This window comes from Lichenicoccus sp. (assembly GCF_965277665.1).
Taxonomy (GTDB): Bacteria; Pseudomonadota; Alphaproteobacteria; order Acetobacterales; family Acetobacteraceae; genus Lichenicoccus.
In genome coordinates, this window is record NZ_OZ255835.1 from 2,874,604 (window position 1) to 2,897,081 (window position 22,478).

Below are 22,478 nucleotides of genomic sequence, written 5' to 3' on the forward strand. Positions count from 1 at the left end.
GAGCGATGAGCGATACCGAACGGCATGCCATCCAGGGCGAAGGCCTCGCCGCCGTGGTCTCGGCGCAGGGCGCCGAGCTGCACTCCATCAGCACCCCGGCCGGCGGGGAGCTGCTCTGGCAGGCCGGCCCCGAATGGCCGCGGCACGCTCCGGTGCTGTTCCCGATCGTGGGAAGGCTCGCGAACGACCGGCTGCTGCATCGCGGCGCCCCCACCAGGCTGACCCAGCACGGCTTCGCCCGCGACCGCGCCTTCACCTTCATCGAGCGGGATGTGACAGGGTGCAGGCTGGTGCTGGAGGATGACGCGCAGAGCCGCGCGATCTACCCGTTCGCCTTCAGGCTCGAGATCGCCTACGGCATCAGCGGCGCCACCCTGACCGTGAGCTACAACCTCGCCAATCCCGGTCTCGACGTGCTGCCCGCCTCGCTCGGCGCCCACCCCGCTTTTGCGTGGCCGCTGCAGCCCGGCCTCGCGGCGTCGGCGCACGAGATCCTGTTCGACAGCGAGGAGCCGGCGCCGATCCGCAGGCTCCAGGACGGCCTGCTGCGCCCGGACGTGGCACCGACCCCGGTGCAAGGCCGCAGGCTGCAGCTGACGCCGGCTTTGTTCGAGCAGGACGCGGTGATCCTGGAGGAGCCGGCCAGCCGCGGCCTGCGCTACGGCATCCCGGACGGCCCCGCCTTGCGGATCGGCTGGACCGGCTTCAGCCAGCTCGGCATCTGGTCGAAGATCGTGGGCGACGGGACCGCGCCGTTCCTCTGCATCGAGCCCTGGAACGGCCTGGCCAGCCCGCAGGACTTCGATGGCGAGTTCCTGGACAAGCCGCATTTGATGCTGATCCCCCCGGGCAGCAGCGTGAGCGCCGCCTGGACACTGACGCCCGAGCATATCGCGTGACCGGCTGCGCCATCCTTTGGCGCGAAAGGCAAAGCGCACGCGGCTGAACCGTCGCCGGCCGCCGGAAAACCGCCATTCCGCTCTGGCACGGCACTTGCGAAATGCCGCGCGCGCCGCCGCGCAACAGGAGCTTCGCCATGACCTATCGTCCGATCGAGAACTGGAGCCTCCACGAGCCGGCCGCCTACGGCTCGGACGGCGGACGCTTCGTCGCCAACCTGAACTATGCGCTCTACATCGCCGGCTTCTTCACCGGGATCACCGCGGTGGTCGGCGTCGTGCTGGCCTACCTGCGGCGGGGCAGCGCATCGGTCCTGGTGCGCTCGCACCTCGACTGGCAGATACGCATCTTCTGGCACTGCATCCTGGCCGGCATTGCGATCGTCGTCCTGCATGCGCTGGTGATCGGGCTCGGCGCGCTGACCTTCGGCGTCGGGCTGGTCTTCATGGTGGTGCCTTGGGCGATCGGCGCTTGGTGGCTGGTCTGGACCATCTGGGCGATCGTGAAGGGCTTGCAGCGGCTAAGCCGCGGGGAGCCCATCCGCTGAGAGGCAGTCTGCAAATGCCTGCTGCTGGCGATCCGACGCGTCTCTTTTCCGCTCCGCTGCTCACGGCCAGAAGGCCGCTGCGCTGCGGTGCTCGAAAAGCCACGCCGGCCGCGGTCCTGCGGACCGCTCTCATCCAGCATCAGGCATTTTCAAACAGCCTCTAGAGCCTGATCGTCTCAGGCTGAACCAGCCTGAGACGTGAATCAGTCTCTAGATCAATCTGGTAGAGCAAGTTTACCGGCTCAACTTGAGCCGTCTTGCTCTAGTTCGGAGCCACCGGCCCGTCAGGCCACTTCGTCGGCCATCGTCGCGTGCCGCGCGCCCATCGGCTTGGCCGCGCCATGGGTGGTGTCCTTCGCGGTCTGGTGCTCCATCTCGGCGTTCAGCTCGGCGCCCGACAGCACCACGATGGTCGAGATCCAGATCCAGGTCATGAAGCCGACTGCGGCGCCGAGCGAGCCGTAGGTCTTGTTGTAGTTGCCGAAATGCTCGACGTAGAACGAGAACAGCAGCGACACCAGCAGCCAGACGATGGTGGCGAGCGAGCCGCCCCAGGTCACCCAGCGCCAGCGCGCGGGATGCCGGCTCGGGCCATACCGGTACAGCAGGGCCAAGAGCAGGGCCAGCAGCACCAGCAGGATCGGCCAGCGCCCGAGCTTGAGCAGCGACGCGGTGGTCTGCTGCAGGCCGATGACGCTCAGCGCCGCCGGCAGGGCAACGAGGCCGGCCATCACCACGATGAGGAACACGAGGGCCCCAAGCGTGAAGCCGAGCGTGATCAGCGTACGCTTGATGAAGCCGCGCTGCTCCTTTTCGCCATAGACGACGTTGAGAGCGTCGAACAGGCCCTTGATGCCGGCATTGGCGCTCCAGAGCGAGGTCGCGAGCCCCACCACGACGCCGAAGCCGAGCGCCTTGGGCGGCCCGGAGGTGAGCGACTTGAGCTGGTCGCCGATGATCTGCATGCCGCCGCCGGGCATGAAGCCGGACACTGCGTCCAGGTTGCCTGCGATCGTCCTGGGATCGGCCACCAGCCCATACAGCGAGACCAGGGCCGCGAGGGCCGGGAACAGCGCGAGCAGCGTGTAGAAGGTGACGGAGGCGGCCTCGTCCATGACCCGGTCCTCGCCGATCTGCTGGACGGTGCGGCGGCCGATCTGGAGCCAGCCGCGCGCCGGGATCTGCACGGGGCTGTCGGCGTCGCGGCCCGGATGCATCGCGGCCTCCTCCGTATGGCCGGTGCTGCCCGGTCCGGACGGCTGGGCCGCGTCGCCTGGGGAAGCAATGCCCAGCGCGGGCGACGGCGCCGCCACGGCTTTCCCGCGTCTCGAACCCCATCGCCAGCGTGCTCCAAGCGTGGCGGCGGCCAGGACCAGCCCTGTCAGCAGGGTGATGGCGGTCTTGCGCAGGGTGGCGTGCGCGCTGGCTCGCATGGGCTTACCTCACTCGGTCTCGGTCGGTTCTTCCGACGATGAGCATCCGGATTGTCCGGAGGTTCCTTGCCGAGTGAACACGATCCGGTCGATCCGAGACCATGACCGCCGCTGAAACCGCGCGCGGATCACGAGGCCGGCTGCCCTTGCGACCCCTTTCGCCTGAAGTCGCTGAATGCGCCGGTTTCGCTATTGTGGCCTGCTCAACTTTGACCTGAGCGTGCAGGCTCAGCTGGGCTTCCATGCGTGACAGTCGAACCACGTCCGTGACATCTGTGGTCGCGCCTCGACCCAGGCCGCCTTGAACCCGTCGAGGTCCGACCAGTGGCCATCGCCAAAGATGTCGAGGCCGAACGGTCCGGTTCCGTGCCTGAAGTCAGCAGACTCGATCGCCAGCCCTTCAAGTTGCCTGGATGCAAGTTGAAAGCCGCCTGCCGGATTTTGGTCCACGAGCCGGAACCGGCGGTAGCCGGCCTCATGGAGCATCTCCACCGGCCGGATTTGGTGGCACTCCACCGAAATGAACTCGGGCATACCGCCGCACTCAAGCAAGCCCTTCAGGAAGGGCGCCTCATTACCCTCGATGTCGATCTTCAGATATCTCGGGACGCCCGCCTGAGCCAACAAGGTGCGCCAGTCGATGGTCGTCACGACGTGACGGATATAGTCGTCGGCAACCTCGCCGCGTTTGGCGATTCCGGAGACTCCCTGATGCACCTGATGAACAAAGATCTCGATGGTCGCGCCGAACTTGTCGCTCGCGGCGAAATTGAGCAACATCAACGCTCCGGACGCAATATTATCCGCGAAGCGGTGGCATAGCGCCTGGAATTGCCCGGGGTCGGCCTCGACCGCGATAACTCGGAAACCCTTCGCGAGATAGTAAGCAGTGTCGTTTCCTTCAGACACGCCGAGATCAACGACCAGGCCCTGATAGCAGTCGTCCGCCATTGCCTTCCGCTCCCTGTGATAAGCCTGCGTCGCCTGGACCGCTGCCGGAATTTGCACGACAGCCTTTGCAACGGCGCCGGCTATGAGGGCCATCCGGGTGTGCAACGCCGGCAAGAACCGCAATGGTGTCCGGTCCTCGATCTCGTTGACATCGTAGCCGCGCCACAGCTCGGAACGTTTCGGAAGGTCCGGCCGCTTGCGCAACCTTTCAAGGAAGTGTTCCATGCTGCGGCACTGGAAATGCATCAGCTTCGCGACACTCCAATCCGGTATGGAGCTCAGGATACCGCGCTGATTGCCCCATCGAAATTGATTGTGGCTTGCATCAAGATACCGACTCAGGTCGATGTCGAAGGCGTGCATGTTTAGCCACTTCGGGCCAACTTTCTCTGGTCGCACGAAACTTTTGACATGCCGATTGATCGGCTGTTGCGGGTCGCCATGCCAGGTAAAGGCTTCGATCGGCAGAAGCTTCGGCTTCAGCGCGTGATTGCTGCTACCATAGTTACACCAGTTGACGACAATGCCGTCAGCATCATCGAACCGATCAAGAAATCCTCGCAGATCGACGCCGTCCGCAAACAAAATATATTCGTCTGCGTCAAAAAAGGCAATCCACTCGAACTCGCCACCATATTGCTGCAGCGCCATGCGATACGACATCTGCTGCCGCAGGTCGAAGAAGATATCCCTGGAGCCAAGGGTACGGAACAGCCTGATATCCTGCACTCTGGCCGCGCGCTCGAGGATGTCCCAGGTCCCATCGGTAGAGTCGTCATCGAAGACAATGCAGCTGTCGAAGCCTTGGATTTGATACCAGGCGAGCCAGCACGCGATATCGTCAGCCTCGTCCTTTACGACGAGGACAACCGCGCACTTTTTTCTGGTCATGCGGTCGGTGCGGGATGGCCTGACGCACGACCGTCCTCAGGCAGTGCCGAGCGGGGAGCGCTGACGCGGCGAATGACCGAGCTTGCGGACCGATCGCTGCCGGCAAACCCGGCAAGTGCTCTCACCCTCGGCGCGACGACTGGCTCCTGCTTTCGCTGTGTCATCGAAATCAGCGTGCCACCGAGGAGGATCAGGCGTCAACGTCATACCAGTAAACATCGGTATATCTTGCCGGACAATGACTGTCGCTCTTGTCCTCAAGTCTGGCGTCCTGGAAACGACAGAACCGCTCACGAACGAGTTCGGTAAGAGGCAAGAAAACCGCCGATCGGTTTGGGCCAGGTTCATTTCAAGGGGGCACTTGCGCACCGTCCCACGCGAGCACCTGCCCGCTCTGCGCCGGCAGCGCCGCGTCGCACACCGCCAGCAGGCTCGTCGCACAGAACTCCGGCGTGAACAGGCGCCCGGCCGGCACACCCGCCTGGAACGGCAAGCTCAGGCCGGTATCCACGGTGCCCGGATGCAGCCCGAGGCAGATCGCCTCCAGTCGCGAGCGCGCCAGTTCGATGGCCAGGTTGCGCAGGATCATGTTCAGCCCGGCCTTGGACGCGCGGTAGGCGTGCCAGCCGCCCAGACGGTTGTCGCCGATGCTGCCGACGCGCGCCGACAGCGCCGCGAACACGCTGCGGCCGGCTCTGGGCAGCAGCGGCAGCATGTGCTTGGCGACCAGGGCGGGCCCTACCGCATTCACCCGCCAGGCCAGGGTCAGCGCCTCTGCATCGAGCGCCCGCCAGCTCCGCTCCGGCTGGCCGAGGCCCTCGCCATGCAGCAGGCCGGTTGCCACCAGGATCAGGGTCGGCGGCAGCCCGGCCTCGGCAACCGGCCCCTGCACCGCCTGCATTATGCTGGCCTCGTCCAGCAGGTCGATCCGGCCATGCACCAGGCGGACAGCCGATTCCCGGCTCTCCGGCGCAAAACCCGCGCGTGACAGCGCTACGACCACCTCGAAATCCGGCCGCCGCAGCAGGGCCCGGACCAGCGCCCCGCCGATACCGCCCGAGGCGCCGATGACGACCGCGCAACCGGCCTGCGCCACGCGGTCAGGCCTCTTCCGGCACCCGCCCCACCTCGCCCAGATATTCCGGATCGCCGAACTCGTCCGCCTCGGCGTCGTGCCAGACCCGCACCACGCGGGCGCCGACGATCGAGCCGCCGTTCATCGCCTTTTCCGCGCGCAGCAGGCCTTCCTCGCTGCTCCGGCAGACGATCGGCACCCCGGCCTGCAACGCGCCGCGCTTTCCCGCAAGGTAGGGCTGATAGATGATCTGTGGCGTGGCCGGCATGCGCCTGGGGTTCCTGTTCCGGTTGGCCGCGGGGGCGACTATAGCGCCGCGAGCGGTCCCGAGACAGACGCCGCCTCGCCAGGCATGCTCCTATCCCAACTTGCGGCCGCATCGGGTGGCCGCATGGCATCAAGGGGCGCACATGGGCCAGTTCCTCGCCATGGAAGGCACCAGTGCCGCCACCGTCACCGAACCGGTGCCTCCGGCGCAGAAGACGATGCGCCTCGACCGGGTGTTCTGGAGCCACTTCTCGCCCAATCTCGGCCCGGGCGGCTGGGTGGTCGGCGTGCTGCTGGTGCATCTCGGGCTCGGCCTGCGCAGCGGCCTGCTCGCCATCCTGCTCGGCAACCTGATCGGCGCGCTGCCGGTGGCGTTCGCCGCCGCGATCGGACCGGTGACCGGCCTGCCGCAGATGGAAGCCTCGCGACGGGTGCTCGGCAAGCTGGGCATCCGCCTGCCGTCATTCCTGAACTGGATCTACTGCATCGGCTGGGACGCGGTGAACAACGTGCCGGCGGCCGCCGCCCTGGTGGCACTGCTGGCGCTCTCGGGCGTGGCCGCCCCGTTCTGGCTGGCGCTGGCGATGCTGGCCGGCCTGCAGATGCTGGCCAGCATCTACGGCCACGACATGGTGCAGGCGCTGCAGAAATATCTCGGCGGCGTGCTGCTGGTGACGTTTGCGATCATCGGCGGCCTGGACTTCCGCCACGCCGGCTCGGCGCTGGTGGCGCATCCGGTCGACGCGCCCGCCACCCTCACCTTGCCGACCTTCCTGCTCGCGGTGGCGATCCTGGCCAGCTTCAACCTGTCCTGGGCGACGTACTCGTCGGACTATACCCGCTACCTGCCGGCCGCGACCGATCCGAAGCGCGTGGTGCGGCTGTCGCTCGCCGGCCTGCTGCTGTCGGCGATCCCGTTCCAGCTGCTCGGCCTGGTCACCGCCGGCAGCGTCGGCGAGGCCTCGCCCACCGCGGTCATCGCCAGCCTGCAGCATGCGGCGGGCGGCCTCGGGCCGGTGGTGCTGGCGGCGATCGCGCTCTCCTCGATCAGCGGCAACTCGTTCAACGACAACACCGCGAGCTACAGCCTGATCTCGGCGGGCATCCATGTGCCGCGGGTATGGGCGGCGGTCGCCACCGCCACGCTGGGCTACCTGCTCGCCGTGTTCGGCGCCGGGCGCTATGCCGAGCTCTACACCAACTACCTGGTCGTCACGCTGTACTGGATCGCGCCGTTCATCGGCATCGTGCTCGCCGACTGGTATTTGGTCGGCAGCCGGCCACGCAGAGTGCCACCCGGCTGGACCCCGGCCGCCACCATCTTCGTGGTGACGGCGGTGGTCACCATCGCGCTGTTCTCGGTGAGCGATCCCTATACCGGCCCGGTGGCACGCTGGCTCGGAGGCGCCGATATCGGCTACTATGTCGGTTTCGTGACGGCCGCGGCTGCGTACGTGCTAAGTGCAGGACGACGCGATGCGGGATTGCATTGGCATGAGACGTGAATATGAGGTCTTGATCGTCAGATGAGGTGAAGCAGGGTGCCGATGCCGTCCGCGCTTGCAAAGCTCGTCGATCCGCACGTGTGTCCGGTGTGCAAGCTGCTGGTCTTCGGGCTCGCCTATCCGATGCTGCCGATCGACCTCATCCCGGACCGCCTGCCCTATATCGGGCATGTCGACAATTACGGCTTGCCGGTCGTGGGCGCCATCGCCGCCTTGATCCTGATGCTCGACATCCTGGGGCGGACAGCGGTTTTCGGCCGCCTGACGCAGGGCGGCATCCGGGCCGTGCTGCCGATCGGCCGGCTGGTCGCAGCCGCCACCCCGGGGCAGTTCATCCTGCGTCTGATCCTGGGCCGCTGGCCTGACAAGCAGGAGCAGCAGGCGTTTCTGCGCGGGCTGGCGGCCACGTCGCATTCGCTGCCACCGCTGCTGCGGGCCATCGCCTACGTGCCGGCGGCGGCGCCGCTGCTCAGCCGCGGCATGCTGCTCAGCGCAGCAGGCGAGCAGGCCGGCGATCGCGCACCTGGCGGCTCGCCGCTCAGCGATGCGCAGATGCGCGGCAACCTGCTGACCATCTGGCGCGGACCGAAGGTGCGGTTCCTGCACTTCGAGAAGACCGCCGGTTCGTCGCTGGTCGTGGCCTTGCAGTCGCAATTCCACCCGCTGCAGATCCATTCCGCAACCGCGCTGAAGACGATCGCCGCGCTGGAACCGGACCGGCTGTCCTGCCTGGTTGCCGCCCACCGGCGCGCCGACCTGGCCTGGGGGCACTATGACCTGCCGTCCCTGCTCTGCCTCGACGGCGATGATCCGTGCTTTCGCCTGTGCCTGCTGCGCGATCCGCGGCAGCGCATCCTGTCGCTGTACTATTTCTGGAAGGGCAACCTCGATGAGCCGGGGCGCCATGTCCGTCTGGCCCGCGAGAACGACCTGCTCGCCTTCCTGCGTCTGCGCGAGCCGGCGATACGCAACGAGATCGACAACCTCTATGTCCGTCGCCTGACCGGACTCTACGCGACGGATGCCGCGGACCCGCTGGATGCCGGCCCGGATCAGGCGCTGCAGGCGGCCCGGCAGGCCATCGGCACGCTCGATTTCGTCGGGCTGTCGGAACGGCTCGGCGACAGCCTGGCCGTGCTCGGTGCGGTGCTCGGCTTCACGCCGCCGCGCCGGACTCCGAAGGTGAACGTCCAGGCCGACCTCGAACGCCATGCGCTCAAGCCGGTCAGGGCCATCGCACGCGAGACGATCACCCCCGAGATCGACGCCGAGCTGGCCTCGCTGACCCGCCTCGACATAGTGCTGTATCGCAGCGCCGAGCGGCGCCTGGACCAGCTCATGCAGACGGACTGCCCGATCCGGGCCGCCTAGAACTCTTCTCGCTCAGTGCAGGCCGGGGCCGGCGACGCCCGGATTGGCCAGGTTGCCCGACCCGATCGCTGAGTTCTGCCCGGCCGGCCCGAGACCCGCGGCGCCGACGCTGGTCGGTCCAGGCTGCATCGCCGGCAGCGCCGCGTTCTGTCCGGGCCCTTCCGGCGGGGCGGATGCGTTGCAGGCGGCAAGCGACAGCAGGCCAAGGCCGCAGGTGGCGGCTGCGAGCAGGCGCCTGAACGAAAGCTCGCGGGTCGACGGCATCGGCGGGATCCTCGGAAGGTGGTGCCCGTCAACGGGCCCGGTGGCCTCTGGTTTGTCCGCCTCCTGTCTGCCAGCCTCCTGGGTGGTCAGGCGGACGCGAGGCTGTGCGCCCGGTCCAGGCGGCGGCTCACCGGCAGCAGCAGGCCGAACAAGGCGGTGCCGGCGCAGGCGGCCAGGAACAGGTGGAAGAACAGGGTCGTGTAGATCGGCAGGCTCTGCGCCGGCCCGGCCGCACCACCGCCGGCACCGCCCAGGTCGGGGACTGCCGCGAGGTTGGCCACCGCGCTGCCGAGATACATCGCAACGCCGGTCGAGACGAAGTAGGCCCCCATCATGAAGGCGCTCATGCGCCCCGGCACGTAGCGCGCGACCACCGCGAGCCCGAGACCACTGACCAGCAGTTCGCCCAGCGAAAGCAGCAGGTAGCCCCAAACCATCACCCAGGGCGACACCAGCGGGGTCGTGGCGGTGCTGCAGGCCAGCCACCAGACCAGGAACCCGCCGGCGACGCAGGCAAAGCCGAGCAGGAACTTGGTGGCGAGGGACACGTCGCGGCCGGCCGCGCCGAGCCGGTTGTAGAGCCAGGCGAGCGGCGGGCTCGCGAGCATGATCCAGATCGGGTTGAGCGCCTGGAACTGCCCGGCCGACCAGTGGAACAGCGCAACACCCCCCAGGGTGAATTCGAGCTGTACGTTGCGCAGCGCGAACAGCGTCAGCGACGTGGACATCTGCTGGTAGAACACGAAGAACACCATCACCTGCAGGGTCAGCAGGTACATCATCAGCAGGCCGGGACGCTCGTGTGCGGCGCTGTTGCGGTAGGTCCAGGTCCAGATCGCGGCCACAGCCGCACCAGCCAGCCACACGCAGGCCCGCGCTATGGCCGCATGCTGCAGCACGAGGCCCACCAGCACGATCGCCGCCAGCGCGCCGGCGATGACGGCGGCGAGCAGCCCGGGGCGCAGCGGCCGGCTGTCCGGCATCGAGCCGACATGGTCGACGCGCCGGTGCATGATGGCATAGTTCACCAGCCCGACGACGAGGCCGGCACAGCACATGCCGAAGGCGACATGCCAGCCGAACCGGTCCTTGAGCCAAGGGCACAGCAGGATCGAGACGGTCGAGCCGACATTGACCGCCATGTAGTAGATGGTGAAGGCGCCATCGAGCCGGCTGTCGTCGCCCTCGTAGATGCGCCGCACCATGTTGGCGGCATTCGACTTGAACAGGCCGTTGCCGACGCTGATCGTGCCCATCGCGGCATACAGCAGCGCCGTGCCGGCCACGGGCAGCGACATCAGCAGGTAGCCGACGGCGAGCGTGATCGCGCCCAGCAGCATGGTGCGGCGCGAGCCCAGCACCTTGTCGCCGATCCAGCCGCCGACCGCGGGTGCTGCATAGGTGAGGGCCGCGAACGCGCCCCAGAGCAGGTTGGAGCGGGCATCGGAAAAGCCGAGCTGCTGCACCATGAACAGCAGCAGGATCGCCTGCATGCCGTAATAGCCGAACCGCTCCCACAGCTCGATCAGCAGGACGACGGTGAAGGACTGGGTGCGGGTGACGCCGGACGCAAGTGCGGGCGGCGCGGATGACAGTGCGGGGGCCGGGGCGTGCATGATCGGGTCCGGTCAGGTTTGGCGATCACTCGCCCGGATGACGCGTCTTTGCAACCGGCGCGCCGCGGCCCGGTATTCAGGATGGGGGCTGCCCCATGTCCATCCCCGGGGTGAGCCCGCTCAACCAGCTCGCGGCCACCACGGCAAGCAATCCGAGACCGGTCTGCACCAGGATGCTGGAAACGAGACGATGGCGCCCCGTTTCGGCGGCAGCGGAACGCAAGGCGGGCGCCAGCCGGTAGCGGTTCAGCAGCGCAAGGCCCGTCAGCAACAGCAACAGCCCCGTCTTGACGAGCACCACCCAGCCATAGGGCCTGCCGAACAACGCCGGCAGGCCGCCGACCAGCACCCATCCCTGCACCAGCGCGGAGCCGGCCAGTGCGGCGACGCAGACCCGCCCCATGGGCGAGAAGCAGCGCGCCGCCATCGCACCGGTCGCGGCCGGCGCGAACCGGACCACCAGCAGCAACGGCAGCAGGCCGCCGATCCAGGCGCCGGCCGCCAGCAGGTGCAGCACGTCGGCGGCGCACAGCAGGCTGAAGCCGCCATCCATCGCCATCGCGTGACCATGGCCGGCCTGCAACGCGACATTGCCCAGCGCCGCGACCAGGCCGGCCCGGCCTTCGAGCAATCCCGCACGGAGCAGGCAGGCGGTCGCCCCGAGCAGGGCGAGTTGCAGCAGCGCGAGGTGGCCGAAGGAGGTGCTGCCCAGGACCGGCGGCAGCGCCGCGAGCGCCTGCGGCGCGCCCGTCGTGCCGGCGATCTCGGCCGCCTGGAGGACCGTCCAGGTCAGCAGCGCGGCCACGGCCACGCTGAGGCTGCACCAGGTCAGGCGGCGCAGCATCCGGCGCATGCGGGCGCCCTCTACCGGCGGCGCCCGCGCCAGCGCCGGCGCGGCCACCAGCACACCGAAGGCCAGGGTTCCCCCGAGCGACAGCAGGCTGGCCACGAACACCGCCCTGGCCAGGACGAGTGTCACACCCCCGTCAGGCATCCTACCTTGCAACGGTGAAGGTGAAGCCGCCCTGGGTCTTGTGCGTGTCGGTCGCGGTCACGTGCCAGCTGACCCGGTAGCGGCCGGCGGCCAATGGCCGCACCGCAACCCCGAGCCGCCGATCGGAGCCTGCGAGATGCACCGCACCGGCGGTGACGCTCGCACCGCCGGCGTCGGTGACCGCGATCGTGCTGAAGGCCGGCTCGACGCCCTCGGTGAAATCGATCACCACCTCCCTGGGGGCGGCTCCGGTGCTGCCGACCGCGGGGCTAGCTCGTTGCAGGAAGGCGTGCGCGCGGGCGACGCCGGCATGGCAGGCAAGGCCCGCAACAGCGAGCGCCGGCATGAGCTTCGCCAGTCGGAGCTTAGGATCCAGTCGGCGCTTCGGGCATGGTGCGGTCATTGGAAGATCGGCTTTCCGATGATGGTGTTCGGGAACAGGTCGTCGAGGAAGAAATGCACGAGCCCGACCGCGCCCAATGTCGTCCCGGTCGCCTTGTTGAGCGGGACCAGCGCCTCGAGGCCGACCTCGCCCCACTGTGCCAGGTAGATCGCCCCCGGGGCGGCGGTCCATGTGGTGCCCTGCGCGGCATGCGCGGAGGCGGGCGACGTCCAGGTGAATTCCACCAGCGGGATCATGTTGCCGAGGAAGCCCGGCAGGCCGAGATCCTTCACCTGCGACTGCAGATAGGGGGTGCTGTACTGGATCGAGAACGCCCCGGCCCAGGCGTTGTTGGCGCCGTCATTGTATTGGGCGGCGACCCCGTCTCCGAACGGCGTGGAGGCCGCCGCGGGTTGCGCGATCTGCTTCACCTCCTTGTCGGCGATCGTGTAGCCGAGCTCGCCGGTGATCGCGAGCGGCCGCAGCATCCCGATCGGCAGGTCACCGAAGCCCTTGCCGAAATAGCCGGTCGGTGCCGTCGAGCCGTAACGGTCGGCGCCGGTGTGGTCGGTGCCGCTGCCGCCGATCTCGCGGATGACGCCGAGTGAGGCGACGAACTCATGATCCGCGTTGGTGTAGGCCTGCCACTTGCCGGTGACATAGATGTTCTCGAAACCGGTCTGTGTCTTCGAGCCGTTGATCTGCTGGATGTCGTAGCCGTCATTGAAGATCAGTGCCGTGTCCGGCGTGATCGTCTTGTCGTATTCCCAGCCGAGATCGACCTCGTGGGTCGGTCCGGTGCCGCCGTCCGACCCGTCGCGCATATAGGTGAAGGCGGGCAGGGAAGCCTCGTCGCTGACGCCGGGATCGTCGAAGGTGAGCGTCACCGGAAAAACCCGGGCGCCGGCAATGACATGGGCGAAGGCCGGGGCGAAGAAGGCGGGGGCGCAGGCCAGGATGGAAGTCGTCGTCAAGAGCAGGCCGGCGCAGATGATGCGCGCGGCTGGGCATTCTGTTCGCATGCTGCGAAGTCCTCAGGTCCGGGGCGTCGGAGATGCCGGCCGAGGCCGGCATCGGCTCTCACAACTCTCAGACCGCCGGCGGAGGACCTCGCGGCGTGCCGGCGCGGGTGGTGATGGCAGGCGGCCCACGCAGCAGGGGCCGCTCGAACACTCTCGACGCCAGCACGAGGATCGGCGACGGCAGGGCAGCGGCCGGGACAAGGGTGGAGGCCGGCAGGTCCAGCGCCAGCAGCGCCGGGCACAAGGCGAGGTCGGCCGAATGATGCCGGTGCCGCCTGTGCCCATCCACCGGGATGTTGCCGCTGCTGCACAGCAGGTCGGCGGCGACCAGCACCGCGCGCTCCGCCCGCGCCGGTTCCGCCGTCATCATGCCGCCGAGCATGAGCTGGCCGACAATCGCTATGACCACGGCAAGGCATCCCAGCCTGCCGCGTATCAGGTGCAACCAGCTTCGACGGCCGGGGGAAACCATAAGCTCAACGTAGCGGCAGCGTTGCCGCCGAACAATCGTTACGTCGAGGCCGGGGTGCGGCCATAGGTCGCATACAGGGCCGCACCGGTGAACAGCACCGCGCCCAGCATGTTGCCGAGCGTCACCGGGATCTCGTTCCACACCCACCAGTCGTACAGCGAGACCTTGGCGCCCAGCATCATTCCGGCCGGGATCGCGAACATGTTGACCACGGAATGCTCGAAGCCCAGCTCGACGAAGATGAAGATCGGCAGCCAGCAGCCGAGGATCTTGCCGGTGGTCGAGGTCGAGGCGAGGCCCATCACCGAGCCCAGGCTGACCATCCAGTTGCACAGGATCGCCTTGACGAACACGGTGAGCATGCCGGCGGCGCCGAAGGCCTCGTAGGCGGTGGTCTTGCTGACCGCGAGCGCACGCAGCTTGTCGCCGATCGGGCCGCCGCCGGTATGGCCGCACTCGGTGGCCGTGATCCAGAACAGGCCGGCATAGATCAGGCTGCCGGCAAGGTTGCCGATGAACACCAGGGTCCAGTTCGACAGCACCTGGCCGAAGCCGATGCGACGAGCCATCAGCGCGGTCGGCATGATGCAGAAATTGCCGGTCAGCAATTCGAGCCCGAGGATCACGATCAGCGCGAAGCCGGCGGGAAACAGCAGGGCGCCGACGACGAACTGGCCGGTCTGCGCCGCCACCAGGAACGCCATGCTGGTCACGAAGCCGAGATAGGCACCGGCCAGGGTGCCGCGGATCAGCAGGTCGGCCGGGGTGAGCCCGGCCTTGATGACGCCCGCCTCGACCATGTTGCCCACGATCTGGGCCGGCTTTATGTAGTCCGCCATACGCACTGCCTTCCTGATGCAACGGACCCGTCCCGGCGACGCCAGCTTGGGTCACGCGAGGATGAATTGCATCCGCGCCGGTGCGCGTCGAGAGAAGAGGACGATGGAACAGACCCTGCTCTACCGCGATGTCCGCTACGTGATCGGTCCGGAACAGGACGGTCGCCGGCGGTGGTCGATCCACCCGGAGGGCAGCACCGAGAGCGGCGTGGTCGGCTCCAGTGGCCTGCGCGGCTCCTTCAAGACCGCGGTGTTCGCGGCTCGCGAGGCGATCGATGCCTGGCTCGACCCGCTCCCCGAGACCGACGCGCCCGAGCCGAGCGCCGCCTGAGGGTGGCCGCATGCCTGCGTGTCGCGTCATGAGCGATCTCGAGGGGTTCCACCCGGGCGCCTTCAGCAAGGCCGATACCGCGCCGGATGCCGTGTTCTACGCCGAGCCACGCTTCGTCACCCATATCGACGATGGCGCCGCCCGCGCCGTCACCGCGCTCTATCGCACCGTGCTGCCAGAGAACGGCGTCATCCTCGACCTGATGAGCAGCTGGGTCAGCCACCTGCCCGAGGAGATGATGTTCGAGCGGGTGATCGGCCACGGGATGAACGCGGCGGAGCTCGCCGACAATCCGCGGCTCGACGATCACTTCGTCGCCGACCTCAACCTGGCGCCGTCGCTGCCGCTGGCCGACCGGTCGCTGGACGGGGCCTGCCTGTGCGCCTCCGTGCAGTACCTGCAGCAGCCGGTCGCGGTGTTCCGCGAACTGGCCCGGGTGCTGCGCCCGGGGGCACCCCTGGTCATCACCTTCTCGGACCGGTTCTTCCCGACCAAGGCAGTGGCGATCTGGCAGGCGCTGGACGGCCCGGACCGGCAGAAGCTGGTCTCGATCTGCGCAACCCGCGCCGGCTTCACCGAGATCGAGACCGGCGAGGTGCGGCCGGACGCGGACGATCCCGCATGGCAGGATCCGATCTGGGCGGTTATCGGACGCGTGCCTATTCCGGTATAGAGGGCGCCATGCCCTTTCCCACGACCCATGCCTCGCTCGCGCAGGCGCTCGCCGCGCGCGGCTATGCCGAACCCACTCCCGTGCAGGCCGCCGTCCTGGCCGCCGCCGATGGCCGCGACCTCGTCGTCTCCGCGCAGACCGGCTCCGGCAAGACCGTGGCCTACGGCCTCGCCGCCGCCGCCACCCTGCTCGGCGACGAAGCGTTCTTCGGTCGCGCCGCAGCACCCCTGGCCCTGGTGATCGCGCCGACCCGCGAACTCGCGGTCCAGGTGCACAAGGAACTGTCCTGGCTCTATGCCGAGGCCCGCGCCCGCATCGTGTCGTGCATCGGCGGCATGGATGTGCGGCGCGAGGCGCGCGCGCTGGAAGGCGGCTGCCACATCGTCGTCGGCACGCCGGGGCGGCTGTGCGACCATCTCGCGCGCGGCCGGCTCGACCTCTCGGCGCTGCGTGTCGTGGTGCTCGACGAGGCCGACGAGATGCTCGATCTGGGCTTTCGCGACGAGCTCGAGACGCTGCTCAAGCAGACCCCCGAGGCACGCCGCACGCTGCTGTTCTCGGCCACCATCCCGCGCGAGATCGCAGCGCTCGCCAAGCGCTACCAGCGCGACGCGCTGCGCATCGACACCGTCAGCGGCACCCGCCAGCACGCCGACATCGAGTATCGCGCGGTGATCGCCGGCCGCAACGACGAGGAGCACGCGGTCGTCAACGTGCTGCGCTACTTCGAGAGCCCGACCGCGATGGTGTTCTGCTCGACCCGCGAGATGGTGCGGCACATGCACGGCAGCCTGCTCGAGCGCGGCTTCGCGTCCGTGGCGCTGTCCGGCGAACTCAGCCAGAGCGAGCGCTCGCGGGCGCTGGAATCGCTGCGCACCGGCCAGGCGCGTGTCTGCGTCGCCACCGACGTCGCCGCACGCGGCCTCGACCTGCCCGACCTCGGCCTGGTGGTGCATGCGGCGCTGCCGACCGACAGCCCGACCCTGCTGCATCGCAGCGGCCGTACCGGGCGCGCCGGACGCAAGGGCACCTGCGTGATCATCGTGCCGGTCTCGCGGCGCCGGAAGGCCGAGCAGCTGCTGGCCGGCGCCCGCGTCGAGGCCGGCTGGAGCGGGCCGCCGACACCGGAGGAAATCCGCGCCCGCGACAGCGCCCGGCTGCTCGCCGACCCGGTGCTGGCCGAGGAGGTGGCGCCGGAGGACCTCGCGTTGGCCCGCAGCCTGCTCGAAGGCCGCACCGCCGAGGAGATCGCCGCCGCCCTGATACGCATGCATCGCGCCCGCCTGCCGGAGCCCGAGGAGGTGACGCAGCCGCCGACGCACATCGCCGAGCACCGCCCGCGGGTGGCACCCGACGGCCCGCGCTCGCCGCGCGCCGAGCGGACACGCGAGCCCTATCGGCGCGAGGTCGGCCCGCCCCGCGAGGATGCCAGGTCGCACGAGCCGCGCGAGCCGGGGATCTGGTATCGCATGTCGATCGGACGCCAGGACAAGGCCGACCCGAAATGGCTGGTGCCGCTGATCTGCCGGCTCGGCGGCGTCACCAAGCGCGACATCGGCGCGATTAGGATCAGCGACCAGGAGACGCATTTCGAGATCACCCCCGCGATGAGCGAGCGCTTCGCGGCCTGCGTGGTGGCCACCGACGCCGACGAGGTGCAGATCGAGCGCGCCACCGGCGGCCCCGGCGGTCCGCCGTCCGCCGCGCGCAAGCCCTATCGCGCGTCGTCCCGCGGCAGCGCCGGTCCGGGCGAGGGCTCGTCGCGCAAACGGGCAGCGTCGCGTCCGCGTTGAAGCCGCTGCCGCCGGTCCGCCTCGACGAGGTGTCGGAAGCGGACGCGGCCGGCTTGATCCGCTGCAATCTGGCAAGCCGCGCCCATCACCACCCCTGGGCCACACCCTTCATCGACCGGCCCGGCTTCCTTGCCTGGTTCGACCGCATCACCGAAGGGGCCCTGGTCGCCCGCATCGCGCGCGCGGCGGAGTGCGGGACCGTCGTCGGGGTGATCACCCTCGGCGGCATCCTGCGCGGCCCGTTCCAGAACGCCTATCTCGGCTATTACGGCATGGCCGGATGCGGCGGTCGCGGCCTGATGACCGCTGGCGTTGGCGCGATGTGCCGCCTCGCCTTCCAGGAGCTTGGCCTGCATCGCCTCGAGGCCAACATACAGCCGGGCAATGCGGCCTCGATCAGGCTGGCGACGCGCATCGGCTTCCGGCTGGAAGGCTTCTCGCCGCGCTACCTGCAGATCGACGGGGTGTGGCAGGACCATGAGCGCTATGCGCTGCTGGCGGACGAGATCAGGTAGGCGATCTACTGGATTTACGCGTTCCAATAACGATACGCTTTGCCGCGTGTCACTCGCATCGAGTCGGAGGCTACTGGTGGATTCTGGGAGTCTTGCCGTGGTCGCGTTCTGGCTCGGCGGCATCGCCGCGATCACCCGGGCAGATCCGCTGGGGCGACCGGCCCTAGGCGGTGCCGTGGCCCTGGCGGTCGCCGCCCTGGTCGGGCTGCTGACCTAGAACGAGTACGATCTGAGCCTGCCGGCGATCTGCGCGGCATTCAGCGTGACCGCGCCGTCACGCACTGGCGGCCGGGGGGTGGGGTCGCGCCTCGACCTTCTCCCGACATCGGCTCAGGCCGACGCCGATCCACCAACAGCGCAGCCTCGCCACTCCAGCGGAACATTCCTTTGCCCGACCGCTTTGCGTCGTAGAGTGCCATATCGGCCTCAAGCGTGAGGGTCGCCGCGTCCATACCCGGCGCGTTTGATGCGAGACCGATGCTGACTCCGATACAAATCTCCCGGCTGAAACCGAGATTGTAGGGATACCGCAAGCTGTTGATCAGTTCCTGAGCGTCCAACTCGGCCTGCTCGCTATCGTCTGTCGACAGCAGGACCGCGAATTCGTCGCCGCCGAGCCGTGCTGCCAAGCTTTCAGATCGACTCCAAACCTGCAGCCGCCGGGCCACCTGTACAAGGAGAGCGTCCCCCGCCGCATGTCCGAATTCGTCGTTCACAGCTTTGAAGCCATCAAGGTCGAGGAACATTATCAAGAGCAGTCGCCCGTATTTGGCAGTCCTTTTCAAGGCCGCCTTCAGCGACTCGTCAAAGCAGGCCCGGTTTGGCAGACCCGTCAACGGGCAGTGCAACGCACGATCCCGGTTCTCGATCCGAGCCTGCAATGACGCGAGGTAGTCCTCGTGCAACTGTCGGGTGATACTGAGCATGCCGACCAGATACATCGGGGCGAGCAGCAGGATCCATCGCATGAGCGGCAGGACGCTGAGCAGCGAGCCCGCTGTGAACGGCAACATGACCAAACACATCTGAACGCTGTTAAGCCGAGGCGAGGCGGGATTGCGGGCACTCTGAGCACCGATCGTGCCCATCGCCAACAGCGCGGCGATGACCGACAGGCCCGGATCGCCGGTCGCGACACAGATCAGCGTACCGAACCCCAAGAGGCCACTCCAAAGCGTTCCCAGACACACGAACGCATCTGTAATCCAAGGCGGCAGGAGCCGGCCTGAATTTGCATTCGAGGAAAGTCGCAGCATAAGAACAACGACCGGGAGACGAACTGCGGCGAGCAGAATGTCGAGACAAAGCCAGCAGCCGAACGGGAGAGTCGGGTGCCGAATGAAGGCGATTATAACAACAAGAACGGTCACGGCCGCGCTCACTAGAATCGCGTCGAGCCGGCGTAGCATTGTCTGCCGCAATTCCGCGTCACCCTCCAGACCGACGCTACGCATCGGAGCCATCAGCCAAGCGACCACTGCCCAGCGCGGCGCCGGCAACTGAAATCTCGGTTCTTCCAGAAAGGTCGGCGGCATAAGGTAGTCTACTGCGTAACGGCTGAACGCGGGCTTAAGAGAGGGCAACGCGTCTGATCTTTGATAAACGACGCAAGGCGTGAACGGCGCGTTACCGAATGGCTTCGTCCTGGATGTCGACGCGTGCCTTGACCGGAAGAGTCCGGAGATCCCGTCTTCCTGCCGAACAGGCCGAGCCTGGCGCATGCGGGCTTCGACGTCCGCTGCCTCGTCGATGGGGGTCCAGGAGATGCCGTAACGGGCCTGCAGCGAGGCTGACGTCCTGAGCGGGCCTCTTCCAGAGTGTTGGCACAACGCGGTCCCGATCGGTTCGGGTCCGGTCATCAGGAGCGCGGTCATGGACCATCATGTTATCTCGACGACATCAACCGCGACCCGGTGATCCATCACTGGACCTACAAGATGCCCGAGGCCGGAGCATAGGAGTGCCGATCCATGGAAACGTCGTTCTAGAACAACAGCCTTATCCGTCACCTGGCGTCGCAGGGCGATTCCGGGTGACCGGATGCTGCCCCAGTGCCCGGCCGCGCTGCACCGCAGCGTTGCCGAAGCGGTCGCGCAGCCGGTCGATCGCCGCCTGTGCCGCGACGCGGCGGAGCATGGACGGATCGGCGAGGTCGGCGGCGTCGGCATCCGCCAGCGGCAGGATCGGTGCGGCCCCGATGCCGATGAGACGGAAGGGGGTGCCGTCGATCTCGCGCACGAGCAGCCGCCGGGCCGCTTCGAACAGCCGCTCCGGCAGGATCGTCGGCGTGCCGAGCCTGGCCGATCGGGTGCGGGTGAGGAAGCGCTGCGTCTTGAGCTTCAGCACCACGCCACCCGCGCTCGCATCGCCATGCCGCAAGCGGCCGCCGAGCTTTTCGCAGAGCTGCCAGAGCTCGCGTTCCAGCGCGGCCGCATCGGCGATGTCGGCGGAAAAGGTGGTCTCGGCGCTGATCGACTTCGCCTCCCGGCCGGGATCGACCGGGCGCCGGTCCTCTCCGCGCGCGCGCGCGACCAGGAACGGTCCGTCCTCGCCGAGCAGGGACTGCGCCTCGCGGGCCGTCAGCCCCTGCAGCTGGCCCAGCCGGGTGATGCCGCGGGCCGCGAGCCGCCGCTCCTGCGCGGGACCGATGCCGGGCAGCAGCCGCACCGGCTTCGCCGCGAGCCATGCCCGCGCATCGCTGCCGAGCACGCCGAAGCCGCGCGGCTTGTCGAGGCCGGCGGCGAGCTTGGCCAGCAGCCGGTTCGGCGCAAGCCCGATCGAGATGGTGATGCCGATCTGGCACTCGACCTGGGTTGCGAGGCGGGCCAGCATCACCGCGGGGGGTACCCCGTGCAGCGCCGCGGTGCCGGACATGTCGAGCACCGCCTCGTCGATGGAGAGCGACTGCACCAGCGGCGTGAGGCGCTGCATCAGGTGGCGCAGCGCCCGCGAGGCTGCGGTGTATTTCGCAAAATCCGGCCGGATCACCACCGCGTCCGGGCAGGCCTTAAGGGCGAGGAACATCGGCATCGCGCTGCGCACGCCGCGCATGCGGGCGATGTAGCAGGCGGCGGTGACCACGCCGCGGCTCCCGCCGCCGACCAGGACGGGAACCGCCGCCAGCTCCGGCCGGTCGCGCTTCTCGACGCTGCAGTAGAACGCATCCGCATCGACATGCGCCACGTCGAGTTCCAGCAGTTCGGCATGGCGGACCAGCCGATGGCCACGGCATCGGGCGCAGCGCCGCACGGTCCCGTCAGCCGCCGCCTCGACGTGCTGGCAGTCGAGGCAAAGGGCCGGCGTCCTAAGCGACACTGGTCATGTGCGCGCGCAGCACCTCGCGCGGCCACAGCCAGGCGGCGCCGCGCACGCCGGAACTGTCGCCATGCAGGTTGCGCAGAATGGGCGTGGTGACGCGCGGGCTCACCACGTAGCGCCCGATCATCGCCGGCACCGTGTCGTAGAGATGCGCCATGTTGGACAGGCCGCCGCCGATGACGATGGCGTCCGGGTCGAGGAAGTTGATCGCCATCGCCAGGCACCGCGCAAGGCGGTCGGAATGCCGGTCCAGCGCCGCGACCGCGCGCTCCTCGCCGGCGGCCGCGCGCGCGGGGATCGAACTCGCATCGCGCGACCCCGGTCCGTCGCAGTCGGTCGCCAGCGCGGAACCACACAGGAAGCGCTCGATGCAGCCCTCGTTGCCGCAGAAGCATTTCGGCATCGGGAACTCCTCGAGCCGCGGCCAAGGCAGCGGGTTGTGGCCCCACTCGCCGGCGATGTGGTGCGGCCCGGTCAGGGCGCGTTCGTCGACGATGATGCCGCCGCCGACGCCGGTGCCCAGGATGATCCCGAACACCACCCGCTTGCCGGCGCCGGCGCCGTCCACCGCCTCGGACAGGGCGAAGCAGTTGGCGTCGTTCTCGACCCGCACCTCGCGCGCCATCGCCTCGCTGAGGTCGCGCGCGAACGGGCGGCCGTTGAGCCACACCGAGTTGGCGTTCTTGACCAGCCCGCTATCCGGGCTGATGGCCCCGGGAATGCCCACGCCCACCGAGGCGACCCCGTGCTGCTCGTGCTCGGCCTGCTGCACCAGCGCGCCCATGGCGATGATCGCCGCGTCGTAGGTGCCGGGATTCGGCACCCGCCGGCGCAGCAGCATCGAGCCGTCCTGGGCCAGAACCGCGATCTCGATCTTGGTGCCGCCGAAATCGATCCCGATCCGGAAATCCGCCATGGCTGCCTCGTCCCCCCGGAGATTTTGCGGATATCATGTACCGCTCTGGACGGATCGGCCAGGGATGCGGATACGAAGCGGGTTGCTGCACTAGGGGGCGCCGATGGGCGAGACGTTGCTGGATGTGAAGGCGCTGAGCTGCCCGCTGCCGGTGCTGCGCGCCAATCGCGCCCTGCGCGGCATGCAGCCGGGCGAGCGGCTGCGCGTGCTGGCGACCGACCGCGCCTCGATTGCGGACTTCCAGGCCTTCTGCCGCGAGACCGGGCACGCCCTGATCGCCTTCAGCGAGGAGGGCGGGGTGTTCAGCTTTGTCATCCGGCGGCGCCCGGAGCCGGCTCCGGACCAGCCCGCGCCCGCGCCCGGCTGAAACCCTTTCACCGTCCGGCCGCACGGGTTATTGCCC

Annotated in this window: 24 protein-coding genes; 10 read left to right on the forward strand and 14 right to left on the reverse strand. The window is 68.4% G+C overall.

Annotated features, from left to right (window positions below; translation table 11 throughout):
- Positions 1 to 5 precede the first annotated feature (5 nt).
- Both ACQY4O_RS13375 and ACQY4O_RS13380 read left to right on the forward strand, forming a co-directional pair.
- Positions 6 to 899: an aldose 1-epimerase family protein gene (locus tag ACQY4O_RS13375; RefSeq protein WP_428376854.1), complete on the forward strand. Its 894-nt coding sequence runs from the start codon at positions 6 to 8 to the stop codon at positions 897 to 899.
- Positions 900 to 1,036: 137 nt separating this feature from the next.
- Positions 1,037 to 1,447, forward strand: a complete 411-nt coding sequence (locus ACQY4O_RS13380; RefSeq protein WP_428376855.1) for a DUF4870 family protein — start codon at positions 1,037 to 1,039, stop codon at positions 1,445 to 1,447.
- Positions 1,448 to 1,731: 284 nt separating this feature from the next.
- On the opposite strand, the gene ACQY4O_RS13385 is transcribed toward ACQY4O_RS13380, so the two are convergent.
- The 4 genes from ACQY4O_RS13385 to ACQY4O_RS13400 form a co-directional block, all read right to left on the reverse strand.
- A complete protein-coding gene (locus ACQY4O_RS13385; RefSeq protein ID WP_428376856.1) occupies positions 1,732 to 2,880 on the reverse strand; it encodes a YihY/virulence factor BrkB family protein in 1,149 nt (382 codons plus the stop codon).
- 228 nt (positions 2,881 to 3,108) lie between these two features.
- Positions 3,109 to 4,722 carry an FkbM family methyltransferase gene (locus ACQY4O_RS13390; RefSeq protein WP_428376857.1) on the reverse strand — a complete coding sequence of 538 codons (1,614 nt, stop codon included), beginning with the start codon at positions 4,720 to 4,722 and terminating at the stop codon, positions 3,109 to 3,111.
- Between the two features lie 349 nt (positions 4,723 to 5,071).
- The gene (locus tag ACQY4O_RS13395) at positions 5,072 to 5,818 is read right to left on the reverse strand and encodes an SDR family NAD(P)-dependent oxidoreductase (RefSeq protein ID WP_428376858.1); all 747 of its coding nucleotides are present in this window, start codon (positions 5,816 to 5,818) and stop codon (positions 5,072 to 5,074) included.
- A 4-nt stretch (positions 5,819 to 5,822) separates the two neighbouring features.
- Entirely contained in the window at positions 5,823 to 6,065 is a 243-nt protein-coding gene (locus ACQY4O_RS13400) for a hypothetical protein (RefSeq protein WP_428376859.1), read from the reverse strand.
- A gap of 160 nt (positions 6,066 to 6,225) precedes the next feature.
- Between ACQY4O_RS13400 and ACQY4O_RS13405 the strand changes: the two genes are divergently transcribed.
- Together ACQY4O_RS13405 and ACQY4O_RS13410 are read left to right on the forward strand one after the other, a co-directional pair.
- On the forward strand, positions 6,226 to 7,569 hold the full coding sequence (locus tag ACQY4O_RS13405; protein ID WP_428378195.1) for a purine-cytosine permease family protein: 1,344 nt from the start codon (positions 6,226 to 6,228) through the stop codon (positions 7,567 to 7,569).
- A gap of 42 nt (positions 7,570 to 7,611) precedes the next feature.
- Entirely contained in the window at positions 7,612 to 8,940 is a 1,329-nt protein-coding gene (locus tag ACQY4O_RS13410) for a YkvA family protein (protein ID WP_428376860.1), read from the forward strand.
- A 12-nt stretch (positions 8,941 to 8,952) separates the two neighbouring features.
- On the opposite strand, the gene ACQY4O_RS13415 is transcribed toward ACQY4O_RS13410, so the two are convergent.
- The 7 genes from ACQY4O_RS13415 to ACQY4O_RS13445 form a co-directional block, all read right to left on the reverse strand.
- The gene (locus ACQY4O_RS13415) at positions 8,953 to 9,204 is read right to left on the reverse strand and encodes a hypothetical protein (RefSeq protein ID WP_428376861.1); all 252 of its coding nucleotides are present in this window, start codon (positions 9,202 to 9,204) and stop codon (positions 8,953 to 8,955) included.
- 86 nt (positions 9,205 to 9,290) lie between these two features.
- Complete coding sequence (locus ACQY4O_RS13420; protein ID WP_428376862.1) at positions 9,291 to 10,820, reverse strand: peptide MFS transporter; 1,530 nt, start codon at positions 10,818 to 10,820, stop codon at positions 9,291 to 9,293.
- A gap of 76 nt (positions 10,821 to 10,896) precedes the next feature.
- Positions 10,897 to 11,799: a CopD family protein gene (locus ACQY4O_RS13425; protein ID WP_428376863.1), complete on the reverse strand. Its 903-nt coding sequence runs from the start codon at positions 11,797 to 11,799 to the stop codon at positions 10,897 to 10,899.
- Positions 11,800 to 11,815: 16 nt separating this feature from the next.
- Positions 11,816 to 12,160 carry a copper resistance protein CopC gene (locus ACQY4O_RS13430; RefSeq protein WP_428376864.1) on the reverse strand — a complete coding sequence of 115 codons (345 nt, stop codon included), beginning with the start codon at positions 12,158 to 12,160 and terminating at the stop codon, positions 11,816 to 11,818.
- Positions 12,161 to 12,213: 53 nt separating this feature from the next.
- Entirely contained in the window at positions 12,214 to 13,218 is a 1,005-nt protein-coding gene (locus tag ACQY4O_RS13435; RefSeq protein WP_428376865.1) for a hypothetical protein, read from the reverse strand.
- 67 nt (positions 13,219 to 13,285) lie between these two features.
- Positions 13,286 to 13,627 (reverse strand): hypothetical protein, encoded by a 342-nt coding sequence (locus tag ACQY4O_RS13440; RefSeq protein ID WP_428376866.1) that lies wholly within the window; start codon positions 13,625 to 13,627, stop codon positions 13,286 to 13,288.
- Positions 13,628 to 13,728: 101 nt separating this feature from the next.
- On the reverse strand, positions 13,729 to 14,529 hold the full coding sequence (locus ACQY4O_RS13445) for a formate/nitrite transporter family protein (protein WP_428376867.1): 801 nt from the start codon (positions 14,527 to 14,529) through the stop codon (positions 13,729 to 13,731).
- A gap of 103 nt (positions 14,530 to 14,632) precedes the next feature.
- Between ACQY4O_RS13445 and ACQY4O_RS13450 the strand changes: the two genes are divergently transcribed.
- From ACQY4O_RS13450 to ACQY4O_RS13470, 5 genes are all read left to right on the forward strand, one after another.
- Positions 14,633 to 14,860 carry a hypothetical protein gene (locus ACQY4O_RS13450; protein ID WP_428376868.1) on the forward strand — a complete coding sequence of 76 codons (228 nt, stop codon included), beginning with the start codon at positions 14,633 to 14,635 and terminating at the stop codon, positions 14,858 to 14,860.
- 28 nt (positions 14,861 to 14,888) lie between these two features.
- Complete coding sequence (locus ACQY4O_RS13455) at positions 14,889 to 15,533, forward strand: class I SAM-dependent methyltransferase (RefSeq protein WP_428376869.1); 645 nt, start codon at positions 14,889 to 14,891, stop codon at positions 15,531 to 15,533.
- A gap of 8 nt (positions 15,534 to 15,541) precedes the next feature.
- A complete protein-coding gene (locus tag ACQY4O_RS13460; RefSeq protein ID WP_428376870.1) occupies positions 15,542 to 17,326 on the forward strand; it encodes a DEAD/DEAH box helicase in 1,785 nt (594 codons plus the stop codon).
- A complete protein-coding gene (locus ACQY4O_RS13465) occupies positions 17,323 to 17,841 on the forward strand; it encodes a GNAT family N-acetyltransferase (protein ID WP_428376871.1) in 519 nt (172 codons plus the stop codon). Before ACQY4O_RS13460 ends, ACQY4O_RS13465 begins: the two co-directional genes overlap by 4 nt.
- 76 nt (positions 17,842 to 17,917) lie before the next feature.
- Positions 17,918 to 18,058 (forward strand): hypothetical protein, encoded by a 141-nt coding sequence (locus ACQY4O_RS13470; RefSeq protein ID WP_428376872.1) that lies wholly within the window; start codon positions 17,918 to 17,920, stop codon positions 18,056 to 18,058.
- A gap of 40 nt (positions 18,059 to 18,098) precedes the next feature.
- Here ACQY4O_RS13470 and ACQY4O_RS13475 read toward each other — a convergent pair whose 3' ends face one another.
- From ACQY4O_RS13475 to ACQY4O_RS13485, 3 genes are all read right to left on the reverse strand, one after another.
- Positions 18,099 to 19,715 (reverse strand): diguanylate cyclase domain-containing protein, encoded by a 1,617-nt coding sequence (locus ACQY4O_RS13475; RefSeq protein ID WP_428376873.1) that lies wholly within the window; start codon positions 19,713 to 19,715, stop codon positions 18,099 to 18,101.
- Positions 19,716 to 19,839: 124 nt separating this feature from the next.
- On the reverse strand, positions 19,840 to 21,156 hold the full coding sequence (locus tag ACQY4O_RS13480) for a DNA polymerase IV (RefSeq protein ID WP_428376874.1): 1,317 nt from the start codon (positions 21,154 to 21,156) through the stop codon (positions 19,840 to 19,842).
- Positions 21,146 to 22,075 (reverse strand): ROK family protein, encoded by a 930-nt coding sequence (locus ACQY4O_RS13485; protein WP_428376875.1) that lies wholly within the window; start codon positions 22,073 to 22,075, stop codon positions 21,146 to 21,148. The genes ACQY4O_RS13480 and ACQY4O_RS13485 overlap by 11 nt, the downstream gene beginning before the upstream one ends.
- 103 nt (positions 22,076 to 22,178) lie before the next feature.
- Between ACQY4O_RS13485 and ACQY4O_RS13490 the strand changes: the two genes are divergently transcribed.
- Positions 22,179 to 22,442, forward strand: coding sequence for a sulfurtransferase TusA family protein (locus ACQY4O_RS13490; protein ID WP_428376876.1), 264 nt, complete (start codon positions 22,179 to 22,181; stop codon positions 22,440 to 22,442).
- The last annotated feature ends 36 nt before the right edge of the window (positions 22,443 to 22,478 follow it).

What these genes read in the sequence shown, in the direction of transcription:
- ACQY4O_RS13375 (WP_428376854.1), top strand. Translation starts at nt 6, where the DNA reads ATGAGCGATACCGAACGGCATGCCATCCAGGGCGAAGGCCTCGCCGCC.
- ACQY4O_RS13380 (WP_428376855.1), top strand. Translation starts at nt 1,037, where the DNA reads ATGACCTATCGTCCGATCGAGAACTGGAGCCTCCACGAGCCGGCCGCC.
- ACQY4O_RS13385 (WP_428376856.1), bottom strand. Translation starts at nt 2,880, where the DNA reads ATGCGAGCCAGCGCGCACGCCACCCTGCGCAAGACCGCCATCACCCTG.
- ACQY4O_RS13390 (WP_428376857.1), bottom strand. Translation starts at nt 4,722, where the DNA reads ATGACCAGAAAAAAGTGCGCGGTTGTCCTCGTCGTAAAGGACGAGGCT.
- ACQY4O_RS13400 (WP_428376859.1), bottom strand. Translation starts at nt 6,065, where the DNA reads ATGCCGGCCACGCCACAGATCATCTATCAGCCCTACCTTGCGGGAAAG.
- ACQY4O_RS13405 (WP_428378195.1), top strand. Translation starts at nt 6,226, where the DNA reads ATGGAAGGCACCAGTGCCGCCACCGTCACCGAACCGGTGCCTCCGGCG.
- ACQY4O_RS13410 (WP_428376860.1), top strand. Translation starts at nt 7,612, where the DNA reads ATGCCGTCCGCGCTTGCAAAGCTCGTCGATCCGCACGTGTGTCCGGTG.
- ACQY4O_RS13415 (WP_428376861.1), bottom strand. Translation starts at nt 9,204, where the DNA reads ATGCCGTCGACCCGCGAGCTTTCGTTCAGGCGCCTGCTCGCAGCCGCC.
- ACQY4O_RS13420 (WP_428376862.1), bottom strand. Translation starts at nt 10,820, where the DNA reads ATGCACGCCCCGGCCCCCGCACTGTCATCCGCGCCGCCCGCACTTGCG.
- ACQY4O_RS13430 (WP_428376864.1), bottom strand. Translation starts at nt 12,160, where the DNA reads ATGCCGGCGCTCGCTGTTGCGGGCCTTGCCTGCCATGCCGGCGTCGCC.
- ACQY4O_RS13435 (WP_428376865.1), bottom strand. Translation starts at nt 13,218, where the DNA reads ATGCGAACAGAATGCCCAGCCGCGCGCATCATCTGCGCCGGCCTGCTC.
- ACQY4O_RS13445 (WP_428376867.1), bottom strand. Translation starts at nt 14,529, where the DNA reads ATGGCGGACTACATAAAGCCGGCCCAGATCGTGGGCAACATGGTCGAG.
- ACQY4O_RS13450 (WP_428376868.1), top strand. Translation starts at nt 14,633, where the DNA reads ATGGAACAGACCCTGCTCTACCGCGATGTCCGCTACGTGATCGGTCCG.
- ACQY4O_RS13455 (WP_428376869.1), top strand. Translation starts at nt 14,889, where the DNA reads ATGAGCGATCTCGAGGGGTTCCACCCGGGCGCCTTCAGCAAGGCCGAT.
- ACQY4O_RS13460 (WP_428376870.1), top strand. Translation starts at nt 15,542, where the DNA reads ATGCCCTTTCCCACGACCCATGCCTCGCTCGCGCAGGCGCTCGCCGCG.
- ACQY4O_RS13475 (WP_428376873.1), bottom strand. Translation starts at nt 19,715, where the DNA reads ATGACCGCGCTCCTGATGACCGGACCCGAACCGATCGGGACCGCGTTG.
- ACQY4O_RS13485 (WP_428376875.1), bottom strand. Translation starts at nt 22,075, where the DNA reads ATGGCGGATTTCCGGATCGGGATCGATTTCGGCGGCACCAAGATCGAG.
- ACQY4O_RS13490 (WP_428376876.1), top strand. Translation starts at nt 22,179, where the DNA reads ATGGGCGAGACGTTGCTGGATGTGAAGGCGCTGAGCTGCCCGCTGCCG.